12 protein-coding genes and 1 pseudogene are annotated in these 15,510 nt (G+C 67.2%); 10 read left to right on the forward strand and 3 right to left on the reverse strand.

From position 1 onward, the window contains the following. A pseudogene (locus tag ABZ881_RS30115) lies at positions 1–251 on the forward strand (IS5/IS1182 family transposase); the annotation flags it as partial. Positions 252–350: 99 nt separating this feature from the next. On the opposite strand, the gene ABZ881_RS30120 reads toward ABZ881_RS30115, so the two are convergent. Then, positions 351–1,586 carry a CaiB/BaiF CoA-transferase family protein gene (locus ABZ881_RS30120; RefSeq protein WP_358489300.1) on the reverse strand — a complete coding sequence of 412 codons (1,236 nt, stop codon included), beginning with the start codon at positions 1,584–1,586 and terminating at the stop codon, positions 351–353. Between the two features lie 46 nt (positions 1,587–1,632). Next, positions 1,633–2,835, reverse strand: coding sequence for a CaiB/BaiF CoA-transferase family protein (locus ABZ881_RS30125; RefSeq protein WP_358489302.1), 1,203 nt, complete (start codon positions 2,833–2,835; stop codon positions 1,633–1,635). Between the two features lie 786 nt (positions 2,836–3,621). Here ABZ881_RS30125 and ABZ881_RS30130 point away from each other — a divergent pair. Both ABZ881_RS30130 and ABZ881_RS30135 read left to right on the forward strand, forming a co-directional pair. Beyond that, positions 3,622–4,956: an Nramp family divalent metal transporter gene (locus ABZ881_RS30130; RefSeq protein ID WP_358489303.1), complete on the forward strand. Its 1,335-nt coding sequence runs from the start codon at positions 3,622–3,624 to the stop codon at positions 4,954–4,956. 28 nt (positions 4,957–4,984) lie between these two features. Continuing rightward, a complete protein-coding gene (locus ABZ881_RS30135) occupies positions 4,985–5,392 on the forward strand; it encodes a PaaI family thioesterase (RefSeq protein WP_358489306.1) in 408 nt (135 codons plus the stop codon). 92 nt (positions 5,393–5,484) lie between these two features. On the opposite strand, the gene ABZ881_RS30140 is transcribed toward ABZ881_RS30135, so the two are convergent. After that, on the reverse strand, positions 5,485–7,005 hold the full coding sequence (locus tag ABZ881_RS30140) for an aldehyde dehydrogenase (NADP(+)) (protein ID WP_358489308.1): 1,521 nt from the start codon (positions 7,003–7,005) through the stop codon (positions 5,485–5,487). A gap of 251 nt (positions 7,006–7,256) precedes the next feature. Here ABZ881_RS30140 and ABZ881_RS30145 point away from each other — a divergent pair, with 251 nt between their 5' ends. The 7 genes from ABZ881_RS30145 to ABZ881_RS30175 form a co-directional block, all read left to right on the forward strand. Next, complete coding sequence (locus ABZ881_RS30145) at positions 7,257–8,444, forward strand: acyl-CoA dehydrogenase family protein (protein WP_358489310.1); 1,188 nt, start codon at positions 7,257–7,259, stop codon at positions 8,442–8,444. 19 nt (positions 8,445–8,463) lie between these two features. Then, complete coding sequence (locus tag ABZ881_RS30150) at positions 8,464–10,068, forward strand: FAD-binding protein (protein ID WP_358489311.1); 1,605 nt, start codon at positions 8,464–8,466, stop codon at positions 10,066–10,068. A gap of 137 nt (positions 10,069–10,205) precedes the next feature. Continuing rightward, positions 10,206–10,898: a GntR family transcriptional regulator gene (locus tag ABZ881_RS30155; protein WP_358489314.1), complete on the forward strand. Its 693-nt coding sequence runs from the start codon at positions 10,206–10,208 to the stop codon at positions 10,896–10,898. Positions 10,899–11,032: 134 nt separating this feature from the next. Next, the gene (locus ABZ881_RS30160; RefSeq protein WP_358489316.1) at positions 11,033–12,655 is read left to right on the forward strand and encodes a thiamine pyrophosphate-dependent enzyme; all 1,623 of its coding nucleotides are present in this window, start codon (positions 11,033–11,035) and stop codon (positions 12,653–12,655) included. Positions 12,656–12,663: 8 nt separating this feature from the next. After that, on the forward strand, positions 12,664–13,872 hold the full coding sequence (gene lhgO / locus ABZ881_RS30165; RefSeq protein WP_358489318.1) for an L-2-hydroxyglutarate oxidase: 1,209 nt from the start codon (positions 12,664–12,666) through the stop codon (positions 13,870–13,872). Between the two features lie 45 nt (positions 13,873–13,917). Further along, complete coding sequence (locus ABZ881_RS30170) at positions 13,918–15,153, forward strand: MFS transporter (protein ID WP_358489319.1); 1,236 nt, start codon at positions 13,918–13,920, stop codon at positions 15,151–15,153. Positions 15,154–15,303: 150 nt separating this feature from the next. Further along, positions 15,304–15,510 (forward strand): hypothetical protein (locus ABZ881_RS30175; protein ID WP_358489322.1); only part of this gene is annotated, 207 nt, incomplete at its 3' end.

A 15,510-nucleotide genomic window follows, 5' to 3' on the forward strand; every position in this document is an offset into this window, starting at 1 on the left:
CCTATCAGGGTGGCGGTCCGGCGGTCCGGGTCCCGCAGCGCTGTCGTCGCCTCGACCCGGACACCGGCCGCTACCGGCGGCTGTCGGTGGCGCAGAAGCAGGTCAACGTCGCGCACGTCCGTCAACGCGGCCCGGGAGAACGCGCGAATGCCCAGCTCAGGTCGTGGCAGGTGCTCCGCAAGATCCGCAGCTGCCCCGGCCGGGCGACGGCCCTGGTCCAGGCCGTGATGGTGCTGATCCAGGCTGGCTGAGATCAAGTTGGAAAGAGCTCAGTGTCACCCATTCGAGGTCACGCCACACCGTGCACCCGCTGACCAGCTGAAACGTCAGGCTGACAATGGTTCAGTGGCTCAATCCGCGCCGATCTCGCCACGAAGCGATGCCACCTCATCCTCCGAATAGCCGAGATTGCGTAGGATCGCCTCGGCGTCCGCGTCGGCCACCGGCGGGCCCGACCGGATCGTGCCCGGTGTCTCTGAAAGCACAATGGGCAGGCCGAGCCGGCGCTCCACCGGGGTTTCGCCGGTCGTTCCGGCGAAGATGCCACGATGCCGCGTCTGCGGATCGCGCGCCACCTCGTCCAGCGTGCGAACCGGGGACACCGGCAGATCGTACTTCTCCAATTGATCCAGCCACTCCGCGGCGGTACGCCCGGCCAGAATCTTCTCCACTTCGCCGCGCACCCACACCTCGTTGTCATTGGGACCCCGGGAGTAGTGGTCCGGGGTGAAGGTGAACTCGTCCAGGTCGGGCCGCTCGACCGCCTCGCAGAACCGGGTCCAGAACCACGGCTCGAGGCAGCCCACGCTCAGCAGTTCACCGTCGGCGGTGGTGTACAGGCCGTAGTAGGCGAACGCACCAGACATCGCGTCCCCACCCCGCCCCACCGACGGCGAGCCGTCGAAATGTGCCCGGGCCGTGGGAGTGGCGGACAGCAGCGCGAGTGAGGTGTCTATATAGGACACATCGACGAACTGTCCGTGGTGCCCGCGTTCCCGGGCGAACAGTGCCAGCAGAATCCCAGCGACCGTGTGCATGGCCGCCCCTCCCAGATCGGCGACCAGGTTCAGCGGCACGCTCGGCGTCCCGCCCTGGGGCCCGAGCAGCGACAGGACTCCCGCTTCCGCCAGGTAGTTGAGGTCGTGGCCGGGTCGGAGCGCGGACGGGCCGTCCTGGCCGTAGCCGCTCATCGCGGCATAGATCAATCCAGGGTTCTTCGCACGAAGGGTCTCGAACTCGATGCCGAGGCGCTTGGTGACGCCGGGGCGGAATCCTTCGATCACCACGTCGGCGCACTCGGCGAGCCGGAGGAACACCTCCTTGCCCTTCGGATTCTTGAGGTTGAGCCGGATACTTCTCTTGTTGCGGTCCAGATGCCCCGGGGAGACCGCGCGGTACTCGGTAGCCGGGCCGGAGTTGGCGTCGGACCGGGCCTTGGCCGGTGCGGAAATCTTGATCACCTCGGCTCCCATGTCGGCGAGGAGCATGGACGCATAGAGGCCGGGGGAGGCGGTGGTCAGGTCGAGCACCTTGATGCCGGTCAGCGGTCCGGACGCGAACTCGGGTGGCGCACCGTGGTCAGGCAACTGATTCTCCCATCGTCTGTGGCGGATTGGTCCTGATGCAACCGGGTCAGATGACGCCCTGCTCGCGCAATGTGGCGATCTCGGCGTCGCCGCACCCGGCCACCTCGCGCAGGACCTCGTCGGTGTGCGCCCCCAGCACCGGCGGCGGTGCGGTGATCTGCAACGGGCTCTCACTGAACTTCTGGGCGTGCCCGAGCTGGGGAATCTGGCCCACGGTCTCGTGCTCGACCTCGAGGACCATTTCCCTGGCCAGGACCTGAGGATGGGAGAACGCCCGGTCCATCCTGTTCACCGGGGCGGCGGAGGCACCTTCCCGTTCCAGTGCAGCGAGTGCCTCGTCGGTGGTCCAGCCGGCGAACACCTTGTCCAGAATTTCGTAGAGCTCGCTCCGGTGCTCCACCCGCGCGGTCGATGTGGTGAAACGCGGGTCGTGGATCAACTCCGGGCAGCCCAGCGCGCGGCAGGTGTACTCCCACTGCCGGTTGTTGGCGGTGGCCAACATGACATGGCCGTCGAGGGTCCGGAACGCCTTCCACGGCACGTTCCACTGGTGTTCGCTGCCCCAGCGCTCGGGGATGACCCCTGCGCACAGGTAGGCCATCGCACTCAGGCTGGTGAACGACACACCCGCCTCCAGTAGCGAGGTGTCGATCTTCTGCCCCTTGCCGCTGCGTTCGCGCAGCAGCAGGGCGCTGGTGATGGCGTCCTTGGCATACAACCCGGCGAGGTTGTCCAGAACAGACACCCCGATCTTCGCCGGGTCGCGACCTTGCTCACCGGTCAGGCTCATCAGCCCGCACAATGCTTCCGCGGTGGTCGCGTAGCCGGCTTGCTGCGCCCACGGACCGTCCGGCCCCCAGCCGGAAATGGAGCAGTAGATCAGCTCTGGGTTGATCTCCTTCAGGTCCTCGTATCCAATGCCGAGCTGGCTCGTCTTGCCAGGCCGGAAGTTCTCCACCAGTACGTCGGCGGTACGGACCAGCTTCTTGATCAGCGCTACGCCATCAGGCTTGCGCAGATTGACGGTGATGCTCTTCTTGTTGCGGTTCACCGCGAGGAAGGCGGTGTTCTCGTCGCCCATCCGCGGGTTGCCCTGGTGTCGTGAGTCATCGCCAGCCTCTGGCTGTTCGACCTTGATGACCTCGGCACCGTGGTCGCCCAGCAGCATCGTGCAGAACGGCCCGGACAGGACCCTGGTCAGATCGATGACTCGAACTCCGTCGAGCGGCCGGGGCGGAGCATTGTTCATTGTTTCTCACCTTTTTCTGAGAGATGAGACCTGTGGTCGACGAACCCCTCGGCGCCCGTGCCTCCTCGTGAGGTCGGGCCGTCCGCGACCCACGCCGATGTCGATGGGTCCACCACCGAGCGCGGTCGCGGAGGGTGGTCGGCGTGCCGGTCTGGTCGGCCTCGTAGCGCCGACCCAGGCAGCCGATATCTTGGCACATGATATCTCACATCGCAAAGTTCCAGGTAGACGGAGCTTCTTACGGGCAGGAGGGCTCCAGTTCGGCAAGGTGACTCTTGACACGTCCTTCGATATCTTCGTATCTTAGTATGCGACTACGGCGACCCGGCGACACTGCGGGTATCGGGAGAGGGTTCGTCCGGCTCGTCGGCGGCGCCACACGGGTGGCCCTCCAAGCGGGAATGGAGCGAAGCCGCAACCGGCCCGTGGTCATCCGAGCTCGATGGACTGTCGAGTTCGGCCCCTTCCTAGGTCAGCAGCGTTGCGCTAAGGAGGCACTACGGCGCGTGCGGTCTGATGTGAGATTCTCGTGCCGCACCGGCCCTCGATCTTCCGGCTTTGGCGGCCGGTCGGGTCAGATGGGCTGTTCTTGGGCGCCCTGCTCGCACACGCACGGTGAGCTGATAGCGCGGCGGGTTCGAATGTCTTCGCGGATTCGACGCGTTCTGTGACCCGACACATTTTGCGGGGAACCACTGGCGCGCTCATTGTCCGATTGCGGGCTTGCCTCGTTGTCGCAGCCAGCGCCGTACCGGCGCTCCCATCGCACAGGAGGTTCGCCACGTCATGGTGGAAAAGTCCGAAATCGACCCGCCGACCCGAGCGGCCGGTATAGCCGGGTCGGAGGGCACCACGCCCAGACAGGTCCGGCCCTCGTTCCGGCAGGTCGGGCCCGGCCTGGTACTCGCGGCGACCTGCGTCGGCGTCGGCGATATGGTCACCGCGATCGTGGCCGCGGAGAAGACCCAGCACGCCCTGGTGTGGGTCTTCATCGCAGCGGTGATCATCAAGTACTACGTCACGATCGCCATCGGCCGCTGGACCTTGGCCACTGGAAAGACCATCGTGCAGGGCTTCCGGGCGATCAGCGTGTTCGCCATCGTGCTCGTGGCGATCTATGCGGTGATCTGGGGACTGATGTTCGGGGCCGCCGGCCCGTCAGTGGTGGGACTCCCCGCTACCGCGATCTTCCCGGTGTTCGACGCCAGCGTCTGGGCGATCATTCACGGCATCGCCGCCTTCATCATCGTGCTGGTGGGCCGCTATCGGGTGATCGAGCAGGTCATGAAAGTGTGCGTCGGACTGATGTTCGTGGGCATGGTCGGGGCCGCCCTGCTCGTGCGGCCGGACTTCGGCTCGATCGCCGCCGGCATCGTCCCGACCTTTCCGGACGGCTCGGTCTTCTACGTCATCGGCATCATCGGCGGCGTAGGTGGCACGCTGACGCTGACCGCCTACGGCTACTGGGTTCGAGAAAAAGGCTGGAGCGGGCGCGAGTTCCTGCCGATGATGAAGCTCGACTCGGTGATCGGCTACGTCGCTACTGCGATCTTCACCATTTCAGTGCTGGTCATCGGTGCCACGTTCCTCTACGGATCTGGTCGGACCGTCGACTCCGCCGAAGGCCTTCTCGCAATGGCCGACCCACTGCGGGACAGCTACGGTCAGCTGGCCTACTGGCTCTTCCTGGTCGGCTTCTGGGCAATTTCGTTCAGCTCGGTACTCGGCGTATGGAGCGGGGTTTCCTATCTCTTTGCCGACATCATCCGCAATATCGCCAATAAAGGTAGGGAATATGCGCTCGACGAAGGCGGTGAAGACGCCGCAGTGCCCCTACGGAAGACCAAGTCTTACCGATTCTATCTGATTTTGCTGACCTTCCCATCCATTCCGGTCATGCTGCTTGGCTCGCCGGTCTTCCTGGTGCTGGCCTGGGTCACGCTCGGGGCGCTGTTCATGCCGTTCCTCACGGCGGCACTGCTCTACCTGCTCAACGCCAAGAAGTTCGGGGCCCGACAACCGGGCGAGTCGCCGCTCTCGATGGTCAACATCGTGCTCGCGTTCAGCTTCGTGCTGTTCGTCGTGCTCATGACCAGCGAACTGCTGAACACATTCTCATAGGACAGGGGCCGGCATGGAAACATCGGAAATGAGTACCGCGGCGGTGCAACAACTGTTCGACCGCAGCGCATACCACCGGTGGCTGGGGTTGCAGGTGTACGCCGTCGGCGACGGCGCCATCGAGATCTCTGCGCGGTGGCGGCCGGAATGGGTGGTGCGCCCGGAAGGGGAGCCCACGCACGGCGGAATCTTGGCCGCCCTCATCGATCTCGCGGCGGACTGGGCGCTGTACTCCCGGGCCGGGCGCGGGGTGCCCACCGTCGACCTGCGGGTCGACTATCACCGGGCGGCCGCGCCGGGCGACCTGACCGTCTGCGGCGAGGTGGTCAAGTTCGGCCGGCAGATCTCGGTCGCGGAGGCGAAGGTGCACAGCGCTGACGGCATGCTGATCGCCAGTGGCCGCGGGGTCTACCTGACCTCCCCGTCGTCCTCGTGACCGCGGAGCATTCTGCTGATTCTTCGCTCGGCGAGTACGGCACAGGGCCCCGCCCCATCTGGCGCGGGGCCCTTCCCCGTTGTGCGACCTGTTCAGGCGCCGAGGTTCAGTTTGCCGTCGACTCGCCGGGGAATCCCCGTCACATTGTTGTCCCACAGTTCCTCGGGCAGCAGTTCGGCCGGCACGTCCTGCCAGCAGACCGGGCGTAGGAACCGCCGAATCGCGGTGACCCCGACGGAGGTGTGCGGAGCGGTCGCGGCGGGCCAGCCGGCGCCGTGCTGGGTCGCCCAGGTCACCGCCATCCCTGGGGGGTAGGAGTTCCACAGCACGCGGCCGACGCGCTCGACCAACGTATCGACCGCCGCGCGAGTGAAGTCGGTCTCGCCGGGTTCGCTGTGCACAGCGCCCGCCAGAGCGGGTTCGAGCCGGCGCAGCGCGGACAGCAGCTCCTCCTCGGTGCCGTACCGCACGATCAGCCCGTACGGCCCGAAGACCTCCTCGAGCAGGCTCTGGTCGAGTTGTGTGGTGGGCACGCTCAGCACGTGCGGCGACACTCTGTACCCGGCGCCGCCGGTCCGGGCGGCGGAAACCAGGCAGGCCACGTCCTTGCGGCGGGACAGCTCGGCGACCTGATCGAAATAGGAGTCGCGAATGCCCTGGTTGGCGAGAACCAGTGGCTCGGCGAGCTCGCTGAGCCGGCGGGTCAGCGCGGCGCACAGGCGGGACCCGTCCTCACCGTCCGGCACGAACGCCAGCCCCGGCTTGGTGCAGTACTGCCCGGCGCCCTGGGTGAGTGCCTGCGCAAGGCCGGCCCCGATCTCCTCCGGCCGGGTGCGGGCCGCCTCGGGCGAGACCACCAGCGGGTTCACGCTGCCCAGCTCACCGTAGAACGGAACAGGGTCCGGCCGGGCGCCAACCAGGTCGAGCAGGGCCCGACCGCCCCGCTGCGAGCCGGTGAAGGCCACCGCGGTGATCTCGCTGCGCTGCACCAGAAGCGCTCCCGCGTGGTGGCCGTGGACCAGTCCGATGGTGCCGGCCGGGGCACCCGCCGCGGACGCAGACTTCGCCAGCACCGCGTATGTGCGCTCGGAGGTGGCCGGATGGGACGGGTGTGCCTTGACCACCACCGGGCAGCCGGCGGCCAGCGCGGAAGCGGTGTCCCCGCCGCCGACCGAGAAGGCGAGCGGGAAGTTGCTCGACCCGAAGACGGCCACCGGCCCCAGTGGGACCAACATGCGACGCAGATCCGGTTGAGGGCCCAGCGAGGTCTGCCGCGCGTGTTCGATCACGGCCTCTACATAGGATCCTTCGTCGAGTGCCTCGGCGAACAACCGGAGTTGGTAGGCCGTACGGTCGAGTTCACCGCGCAGCCGGGATTCGCCGAGCGCGGTCTCCGCGTCCGCAGTCTCGACGATGGCCGCCGCGTCGGCTTCCAGGCCGTCCGCCATCCGCCAGAGCATCGACGCCCGCGCGGTCCGGCCTAGCCGGTTCAGCTCGGGTGCCGCGGCCGCCGCGGCGCCAGCGGCAGCGACGACGTCATCGGGACTGGATTCATCGCCGAATACCTCCCGGATCTCTCCGGTACGTGGGTTCACGCTGACGACGGGCGGCACGGGCGCCTCCAGGATCTCGAGGCTCGGCCACCGGCTCGTGAGGTGGGTGTTCGAACCTCGCCAAAGGGTTGACATCTCGTATATGAGATACTAGAGTAGCATACATCGCTGTCGTCATGTGTTCAGTGCCTTTTCGCCGCTGTCGCCGGAGTGCGGCCGGCACGGAGTTCGCCAGTCCCGCGGAGCATTCGGGCCCAGCAAGCTTTCGCCCGTGTCGGGCATTTCATCGATTCTGAGGAGGAGTGCGACCGATGCCGCTGACAACCGAGGAATTGCGCGAGTTCAGAGCAGTGACCCGAAGCTTCGTGCGGGATCGACTACAGCCCCTCGAGCACGCGATGGACGCCGAGGACCGGCTACCCGACCGGACGTGGCAGGAACTGGCCGCAGCCTCGGTGGAACTGGGTCTGTGGACCGCCAACATGGCGGAGGCCTCCGGCGGTCCTGGCCTCACCCTCGGCGAACTCAGCTCGCTGTGGGAGGAGTTCGGACACACCGCCTGGCCGTTCACCTATCTGCTCGGCCGCCCGCACGCGACCTTGGCCAAGTGCACGCCGGAGCAGCGGAAGAAGTATCTCGACCCGCTCGTCTCCCGGCAGGCGCAATACTGCTTCGCGGTGACCGAGCCGGGCGCCGGATCGGACGTCGCCGCTATGAGGACGACCGCGAAGCAGGTCCACGGCGGCTTCGTCATCAACGGCGTGAAGCACTTCATCACCCACGGCGGAGACGCCGACTTCGTCATCCTGTTCGCGGTGACCGACCGCAAGGAAGGTCAGCGCAAGCCGGAGATGACCGCGTTCTTGGTCGATCGCGGCACGGCGGGATTCACCGTGGGCGGCAAGCAGGACATGATGGGCTGGCGCGGACTGCACGAGCACGAGCTCATCTTCGAGGACTGTTTCGTGCCGGACGATCAGGTACTCGGCGAGCAGGGCGAAGGCATGCGCCTTGCCATGGCCGGCATCGCGCAACGGCGCCTCAACATGGCTGCATTCTCCTGTGGGATGATGGACCGGCTCATCACGCTCTCCCATGAATACGCCCAGAACCGGGTCGTGTTCGGCGAGGCGTTGACCCGCAAGCAGGGTATCCAGTGGATGCTGGCGGAGATGGAGGCGCTGCGGTTCTCCGCACGGGCGACCACGTTTCGGGTATGCGAGCTGTGTGACGAGGCGCGGGCGAGCGGCATGGACGACTTCACGCTGGCCGGGCAACTCGCCAAGGAGGTCGCGGTGGCCAAGCTTGTCGCCACCCAGGCGCTGGGCAGGGTCGCCGACATGGCCGTGCAGATCTTCGGGGGCATGGGCTGGTCCAAGGAGAACCCGGTCGAGCGGATGTTCCGGGACGCCCGGATCCTGCGCATCGTCGACGGCACCGACGAGGTGCAGAAGGGAATTGTGTTCCGCAATCTGACCGGGCGGCGTGACATCGCCTGAGTGTGGGGGAGGGAACATCGTGGGTGACATCGAGATCCTGGAAGTCGACGTGCTGGTCGCGGGTGGCGGCCTGGGCGGGTTGATGGCGGCCTACCGGGCACAGTGCGCTGGGGTCCGAGTTGCCGTCGCGCTCGGCTCCGGTGGCGCGTCGGCACGGATCAGCAGCCTGAACGCCGCGCTGGGAGGCCCCGGAGACACCCCGGAGCGATTGTTCGACGACATCTTCGCTGCGGGGGCGGAGCTGGCCGACCCCGCGGTGGTCCGGCAGTTGACCCAGCGCGTCGGCCTGGAAGTCACCGAGCTAATGAACCTGGGGGTGGATTTCCACAGGGTCGACGGCAAGCTCGCCCGCCGCCGCGGCGCCGGCAGTTCGGCGGACTGGGCGGTCTATTCCGAGGGCATGGTCGGGCACGAGATCTGCCGGGTGCTCACCGAGCACCTCGCCGCGCCCGGTTCGGCACCGGCGACCCTGCTCACCGGTGCCACGCTGGTCGCGCTCGACACCGGGATCGAGGGGGTGCGTGGCGGTCTGGTGTATCGCCCGCGGACCGGCGACTGGCTCGACGTGCGGGCACCGGTGGTCGTACTGGCGACCGGAGGCGCGGGTGGGTTGTTCGAGCGCACCACGAACCCGCCCGGCAGTCAGGGCACCGGATACGTTATGGCGTTGGAGGCGGGGGCCGAGCTCGTCGGCATGGAGTTCATCTCCTACGAACCGTTCGTCACGCTCAGTTCAGCGCACAAGAAGAGCTACGACCTGCCGACCACAGTGCTGCATCAGGGCGCCCGGCTGTGCAACAGCGAGGGGCGACCGGTGATTTCCGAGACGAAGGTGCCAAGTAAGGACATCATCTGCCGGATGATCGTGGAAGAGGTCAACGCCGGGCGAGGTGTGAACGGTGCGCTGCTTTTCGACCTTCGTGACGTGCCACCGGCGACGCAGGCGCAGTACACCGGTCTTGTTCAAGCTTGCAGTGCATTCGAATTGACACCGGAGAACGCGGTTCTTCCGGTTTATCCGGCGCAGCACTACATGAACGGAGGTGTGCGGGTCAACTCTGACGCCACCACCAGCGTCCCGGGGCTGCTCGCGGTGGGCGAGGTGGCCGGCGGGACCCACGGCGCGCACCGGCTCGCCGGTGGCGGCGGCACCGAGGTGGTCGGCATGGGCGCGATAGCGGGGGACACGGCCGCGAAGCTCGGGGCCGACCGACGGGGTGTCGGCGGCCCACGGCTGACCCCGCGCCCGGCGCTGCTGCCCACCGGAAGCACGCAGGAGGACCGGTACGTGCTCGCCGCGGCCAGATCCGCGCTGAGCTCGGCCTGCGGCATTCTGCGCACCGAGGACGAGTTGGCCGAGGGCACGCAGCGGCTGGCCGAGCTGTCCACCCGGCTCGCCGGAGACAGTCCGGGCTACGGCCGGCGCCAGGTCACCCTCGGCTCGGCCGTCGTACAGGCCGCGCTGGCCCGGCGGGAGAGCCGGGGCGACCACTACCGCCTCGACTACCCGGACCGGGATGACCACAACTGGCGCGGCCATCTGGAGACCCGGCTGCGGGGCTCGACCGGACAGCTCGAGGCAACGTTTCGCGCCGCCGCGGGCATCGATGGTTCGATGGCGTAGCTCCACCTCCTACTGGAGCCACTTCCTAGGTGATTCTGGCCGTGCAACGATCGGTATGATGACCGGAGGTCGCTTGTGATGCGCAGCAACAATCCAGCCGAGTCAAACAGTGGAACCAGTGGAGTGGTGACGAAGTTATGCCGGATCTGTCGCAGCTGAAGAATCCGACACTGGGTAAGACTGTGTCGCGCACCGACTTGGTCGAGGCGGCGCTGCGGGAATGGATTCTCACCGGTCAGTTGAGTAGTGGTCAGCAGCTCGTGGAACGCGAGATTGCGCTGGTTCTCGGGACGTCCAAAACGCCCGTCCGGGAAGCGTTGATCGTTTTGTCCAGGCGTGGTCTCGTCGAGGCCAATACATATCACGGCATGACTGTGCGCAAGGTGACCTCGCACATGATCCGCTCGGTCCAACAGGCTCGCATGATGCTGGAACCGGATATCGTCGCCGGCTCGCTCGAGAACTTCGACATGGAGGCATTGGCGAAGGCCACGGCGGTGCTGGATCGCAGTGCCGCGGCGGCGAAGGAGCGGGACTGGGTCAAGGTGGCCGCGGAAAACCGCGAATTCCATCGCGTGCTCTATTCGCAGCACGACAACGACCTCATCATCTCCTTCCTTGATCAGCTACAGGATCAGATCGCGTTGATCGCACTGGCGAGCTGGGATGACAACGCCGACCCGGTGGACGAGGGCACACAGCACGAGGACATCCTCGCGGCGGTCCGCCGCAAGGACGTAAATACCACGCGGAAGCTGCTGCGTAGCCACATTCAGGTGCTGCTGAAGTTCGCGGATCGCGTTGCCGAGAATGAATCATCTGGCGCGTAACCAGATTCAATGGTGAGCTAGAAGAGCAAGTATCAGGACGGAGCACGTATACGCACGGGGCCTGTCCGCAGTATGGCTTAGTCGGCTGACCCATGCCTGCAACTCGTGCGGCATGCGGTCGTTTCCTCTCATGCTTGCTGGAGGGTATTATGGGTGCCGCAAGAAGTGGTGGTCAGATTGTCGTCGATGAGTTGCTGGCACACGGTGTCACCACGGCATTCGGCGTTCCCGGGGAGAGTTTCCTGCCGGTGCTGGACGCCATGTACGACAGCGACCCGTCGTTCACGTTCGTCACCTGCCGGCACGAAGCGGGTGCTGCGACGATGGCGGAGGCGACCGGCAAGCTCACCGGCAAGCCCGGGATCTGCCTGGTCACCAGGGGGCCGGGGGCCACGCACGCCAGTGTCGGTGTGCACAACGCCGCCCAGGATTCCAGTCCGATGATCTTGTTCGTGGGCGAGCCGCCGAACCGGGCCCGGCACCGCGACACCTTCCAGGAGCTCGATCTGGAGCAGACCTTCGGCGACCTGGCGAAGTGGGTGGTGTCCATTCGGGACACCGAACGCCTGCCGGAGCTGATCAGCCGTGCCTTCCGGGTGGCCACCGGCGGCCGGCCGGGTCCGGTGGTGATCGGGCTGCCCGAGGACATGCTGTTCGGGGAGTCCGAAGCCGAGACCGTGGTGGCCACACCGGTAGCTCGCCCGCGCCCGACCGGCGAGCAGATCGCCGCGGTGACGGCGTTGCTCGCCGAATCCGAGCGTCCCATCGGGATCGTCGGTGGCCCCGGCTGGAGCCAGGGCGCCGCGGACGGGTTCAAGAAGTTCGCCGAAGCGTGGCAGTTGCCGGTGGCGAACGCATTCCGGCGGCAGGACGCGTTCGACAATGCCTCCGACTGCTACGTCGGAGACCTCGGGGTGCAGATGAACCCGCGCCTGGCCGAGCAGATCACCTCCGCGGACGCGGTGCTCGCAATCGGCTGCCGGCTGGATGCCATCACCACCGCCGGCTACCGCCTGCTGGAGCCCCCGCGTCCACGCCAGCGGCTGGTGCACGTGCATGTCGGGGAGGATGAGCTGGGCCGGGTCTACCAGCCGGAACTGGCCATTCACTCGGACATCGAGGCGTTCTGCGACGAACTGAGCACCGCGGATGCGCTGCCGGCGCCCCGGTGGGCCGACCGGGCCGCGGCCGCGCGGGCTGGTTACCGCGATTGGGCGGCGGCGGAGAACCAGGGGGAGGCCGTCCGCCTGGCAGAGTTCCTCACGGTGATCTACCGCAAGCTGCCCGCGGACGCGCTCATCGCCAGTGGTGCCGGGAACTACGCCGTCTCCGTGCATCGCAACTCCTCGTTCGGCAGCTACCCGGCGCAGGTGGCGCCGACCAGCGGATCGATGGGCTACGGGCTGCCGGCGGCCATCGCGGCGAAGGCCGCGTTCCCGAAACGGATGTCGGTCGCCTTCGCCGGCGACGGCTGCTTCCTCATGTCAGGCAATGAGTTGGCCACCGCCGTGCAACACGACCTTCCGGTGCTCGTGGTCGTGATCAACAACTCGATGTACGGCACGATCCGGGCGCACCAGGAGAAGCAGTACCCCGGCCGCGTCGTGGGCACCTCGCTGGTCAACCCAGATTTCGCGCGGTACGCCCGGGCGTTCGGCTGTGTTGGCGAAGTGGTGAACACGGTGGAGGAGCTGACCGAGCAGCTCGACCAGTTCCTCGCCGGAGACCGGCCGACCCTGCTCGAGATCAGGGTGTGAGCGGCCACATGACCGAGCTGACCTACGACATCGCCGTGGTCGGCGGCGGGATCGTCGGACTAGCCACCGCACTGGCCATCACCGACGCAGACTCGTCCCGCTCTGTCGCCGTGCTGGAGAAGGAGGACGGCTGGGGCCAGCACCAGACCGGCCACAACAGCGGCGTGATCCACAGCGGCATCTATTACCAGCCCGGCAGCTACAAGGCCACGATGGCCCGGGACGGCGGGAAAGAGATGGCGGAGTTCTGCGAACAGCACAGTCTGCCGATCACGCGCTCCGGGAAGATCATCGTGGCGACCGAGCCGGGGGAGCTGCCGCGGCTGGAGAAGTTGCGAGAGCGCGGGGCGGCGAACAGGCTGACCGTGCGTCCGCTTACGCCGGAGGAGATCCGCGAGCACGAACCACACGTCCGGGGCCTGGCCGGGTTGCACGTGCCCAGCACCGGCACCTGTGATTTCGGCGCCGTGGCGGGAAGACTCGTGGAGATCTTGCGCGAACGCGGAGTGCACATGATGAGCTCGACGCGGGTGATCGGATTTTCCCGCCGGTCGCGCGAAGTCGTGGTGGAGACCGATCGCGGGGAAGTCCTCGCTCGGCGGGTGGCCAACTGCGCGGGCCTGCACAGCGACCGCCTGGCGCACATCGGCGGACAACGCAACGACGTGCGGATTGTACCCTTCCGCGGCGAGTACTTCGAACTCCGGCCGGACCGCGAGCACCTGGTGCAGAACCTGGTGTACCCGGTGCCGGATCCGGCGTTCCCGTTCTTGGGCGTGCATCTGACCCGGATGAACAACGGCGGCGTCCACATCGGTCCGAATGCGGTGCTCGCGTTCGCCAGGGACGGCTACAGCAAGGCGTCGGTGGACTGGGCGGGTGTGCGGGACGTCGCGACCAATCGTGGCCTGCACCGACTCGCCCGGCGTTACTGGCGCGAGGGTGGCGCCGAGGTGCTGCGGTCGATGATCAAGCCGCTGTTCGTGCGCGCAGTGCGCCGGTTGGTCCCCGAGATCGAGTCCGCCGACCTGGTCGCGGCACCGGCCGGGGTGCGCGCGCAGGCGATCCACGACGACGGGACGCTGGTGGACGACTTCGCCTTCGCCGAGGACGAGCAGTTCGTGCACGTGCTCAACGCGCCGTCGCCGGCCGCGACCGCGTCGTTGCCCATCGGTCGGGAGATCGCGCGTCGGTGCCTGGTCCGAGCCGACCAGTGATCGTTGGGGCGGCGAGTGCGTGGGCGTGTCCAGTACGGCTGGCTGATGGTGAGTGGCCTCGGCGTCTCGGAGCTGGTGTCCTGGGGTGTACTGATCTACACCTTCTCGGTGCTGGTCGGTCCGATGAACGCCGAGCTCGGCTGGTCGGTGGCGCAGCTGAATACCGCCTATGCCACGGGGCTCTTGGTCTCCGCGCTGGTCGCGGTGCCGATCGGCAGGTGGATCGATGTGCGCGGCGCGCGCATCGTGATGACCACCGGCAGTCTGCTGAGCATCGGCATGCTCATCGGCTGGTCCTTTGTTGAAACCCTCTGGGCGTTCTTCGTGCTGTCCGTGGTGGCAGGTGTGGCGATGGCGATGACGCTGTACGAGCCGGCCTTCGCGGTGACCACATCGTGGTTTCGGGTGCACCGGGCCCGCGCCGTTATGATCATTACCGTGGTGGGCGGGTTGGCCAGCACCGTGTTCATCCCGCTGACCGCGGTGCTGGTCGATTCCGTCGGTTGGCGCAATGCCCTGCTGGTGCTGGCGTGTGCGGTGGCGCTGATCGGGCTGCCGATCCACGCACTGCTGCTGCGCCGGTGGCCATCGGACCTGGGGCTGGGTCCGGACGGCTGCGTCGAGGCGGAACCTGTGCGCGCCGGGCATGATGCCGCCGTACCGGAGATCAGCCTGCGCGCGGTCGTGCTCCATACGCGCTCGTTCCGGTGGATCGCGACGTCGTTGTTCCTGGTCAACGCGGCCAAGTTCGGGGTGATCATCAGCCTGGTGGCCTACCTGCAGGACCGGGGATACTCGCTCACGATGGCGACCCTGACGTCCGGAGCGGTCGGTCTCTTGCAGGTTGTCGGTCGGCTAGCGATGACCGCGGTGGCGGCGCGGTTGCCGGTCGACCGTGCCACCTGCCTGGTCTTCGCCGGGCAGGGGGTCGCGCTGTTCTTCCCGCTGGCCACAACCGGCAGCGGCCCCTGGTCGACGGTGTCGATCACGCTGTTCGTGGTGCTGTTCGGGATCGGGTTCGGGCTGTCGGAGTTGTTGCGTGGCACGGTGGTCGCCGACTACTACGGAGCGGGGAACTACGGCCGGGTGAACGGACTGCTGTCGGTGTTCGTCGTGGTCGCCCGAGCAGCCGGCCCGTTCGCGGCAGGCCTCGTGGTGACCTTGCTCGGCAGCTATGATCTGGTCCTGGCTGGCGCCGCCGTCGCCACCCTGGGCGGAGCCGGCGCCCTCTATCTGGTCGGACGCGCTCGTCCAACACACGTCCCCAACGCTGAGAGTTGACAGCCGTGCCCGGCCACCGCGGGCCTGCGTCGAGCACCGGGCCAAGCCCGGGAGGTTCTCGGCCCGTCGATCACTTGGCTGTGTCCGGCATGTGGCCCGCGGAGCGCGGCACCCTTCCGTTGCCAGGCTGGGGCCCCGCCGGTCCCGAGTGTGCTCCGGCTGATCGACTTCGTCCGCCGCGGTGCCGACGCCCGCGCGTTCGTCGGGGTGTGCGGTGAGATCGCCGTGGACAAGCACGCCGCGGGGGACTGTCCGAATCTTCGGCTCTGGCACAGATTCGGTGGTCGGGCGGGTTCAGCTGAGCAGGATCGGCTGCCGGAGCAGCGGGAACCCCGCTCGGCCATACATCTGCCGCTT

This window comes from Pseudonocardia sp. NPDC046786 (assembly GCF_040645415.1).
In the GTDB taxonomy this organism is placed as follows: domain Bacteria; phylum Actinomycetota; class Actinomycetes; order Mycobacteriales; family Pseudonocardiaceae; genus Pseudonocardia; species Pseudonocardia kongjuensis.

Excerpts from the sequence above, each read along its gene's own strand:
- ABZ881_RS30125 (WP_358489302.1), bottom strand. The coding sequence starts at position 2,835 with ATGAACAATGCTCCGCCCCGGCCGCTCGACGGAGTTCGAGTCATCGAT.
- ABZ881_RS30130 (WP_358489303.1), top strand. The coding sequence starts at position 3,622 with ATGGTGGAAAAGTCCGAAATCGACCCGCCGACCCGAGCGGCCGGTATA.
- ABZ881_RS30135 (WP_358489306.1), top strand. The coding sequence starts at position 4,985 with ATGAGTACCGCGGCGGTGCAACAACTGTTCGACCGCAGCGCATACCAC.
- ABZ881_RS30145 (WP_358489310.1), top strand. The coding sequence starts at position 7,257 with ATGCCGCTGACAACCGAGGAATTGCGCGAGTTCAGAGCAGTGACCCGA.
- ABZ881_RS30155 (WP_358489314.1), top strand. The coding sequence starts at position 10,206 with ATGCCGGATCTGTCGCAGCTGAAGAATCCGACACTGGGTAAGACTGTG.
- lhgO (WP_358489318.1), top strand. The coding sequence starts at position 12,664 with ATGACCGAGCTGACCTACGACATCGCCGTGGTCGGCGGCGGGATCGTC.
- ABZ881_RS30170 (WP_358489319.1), top strand. The coding sequence starts at position 13,918 with ATGGTGAGTGGCCTCGGCGTCTCGGAGCTGGTGTCCTGGGGTGTACTG.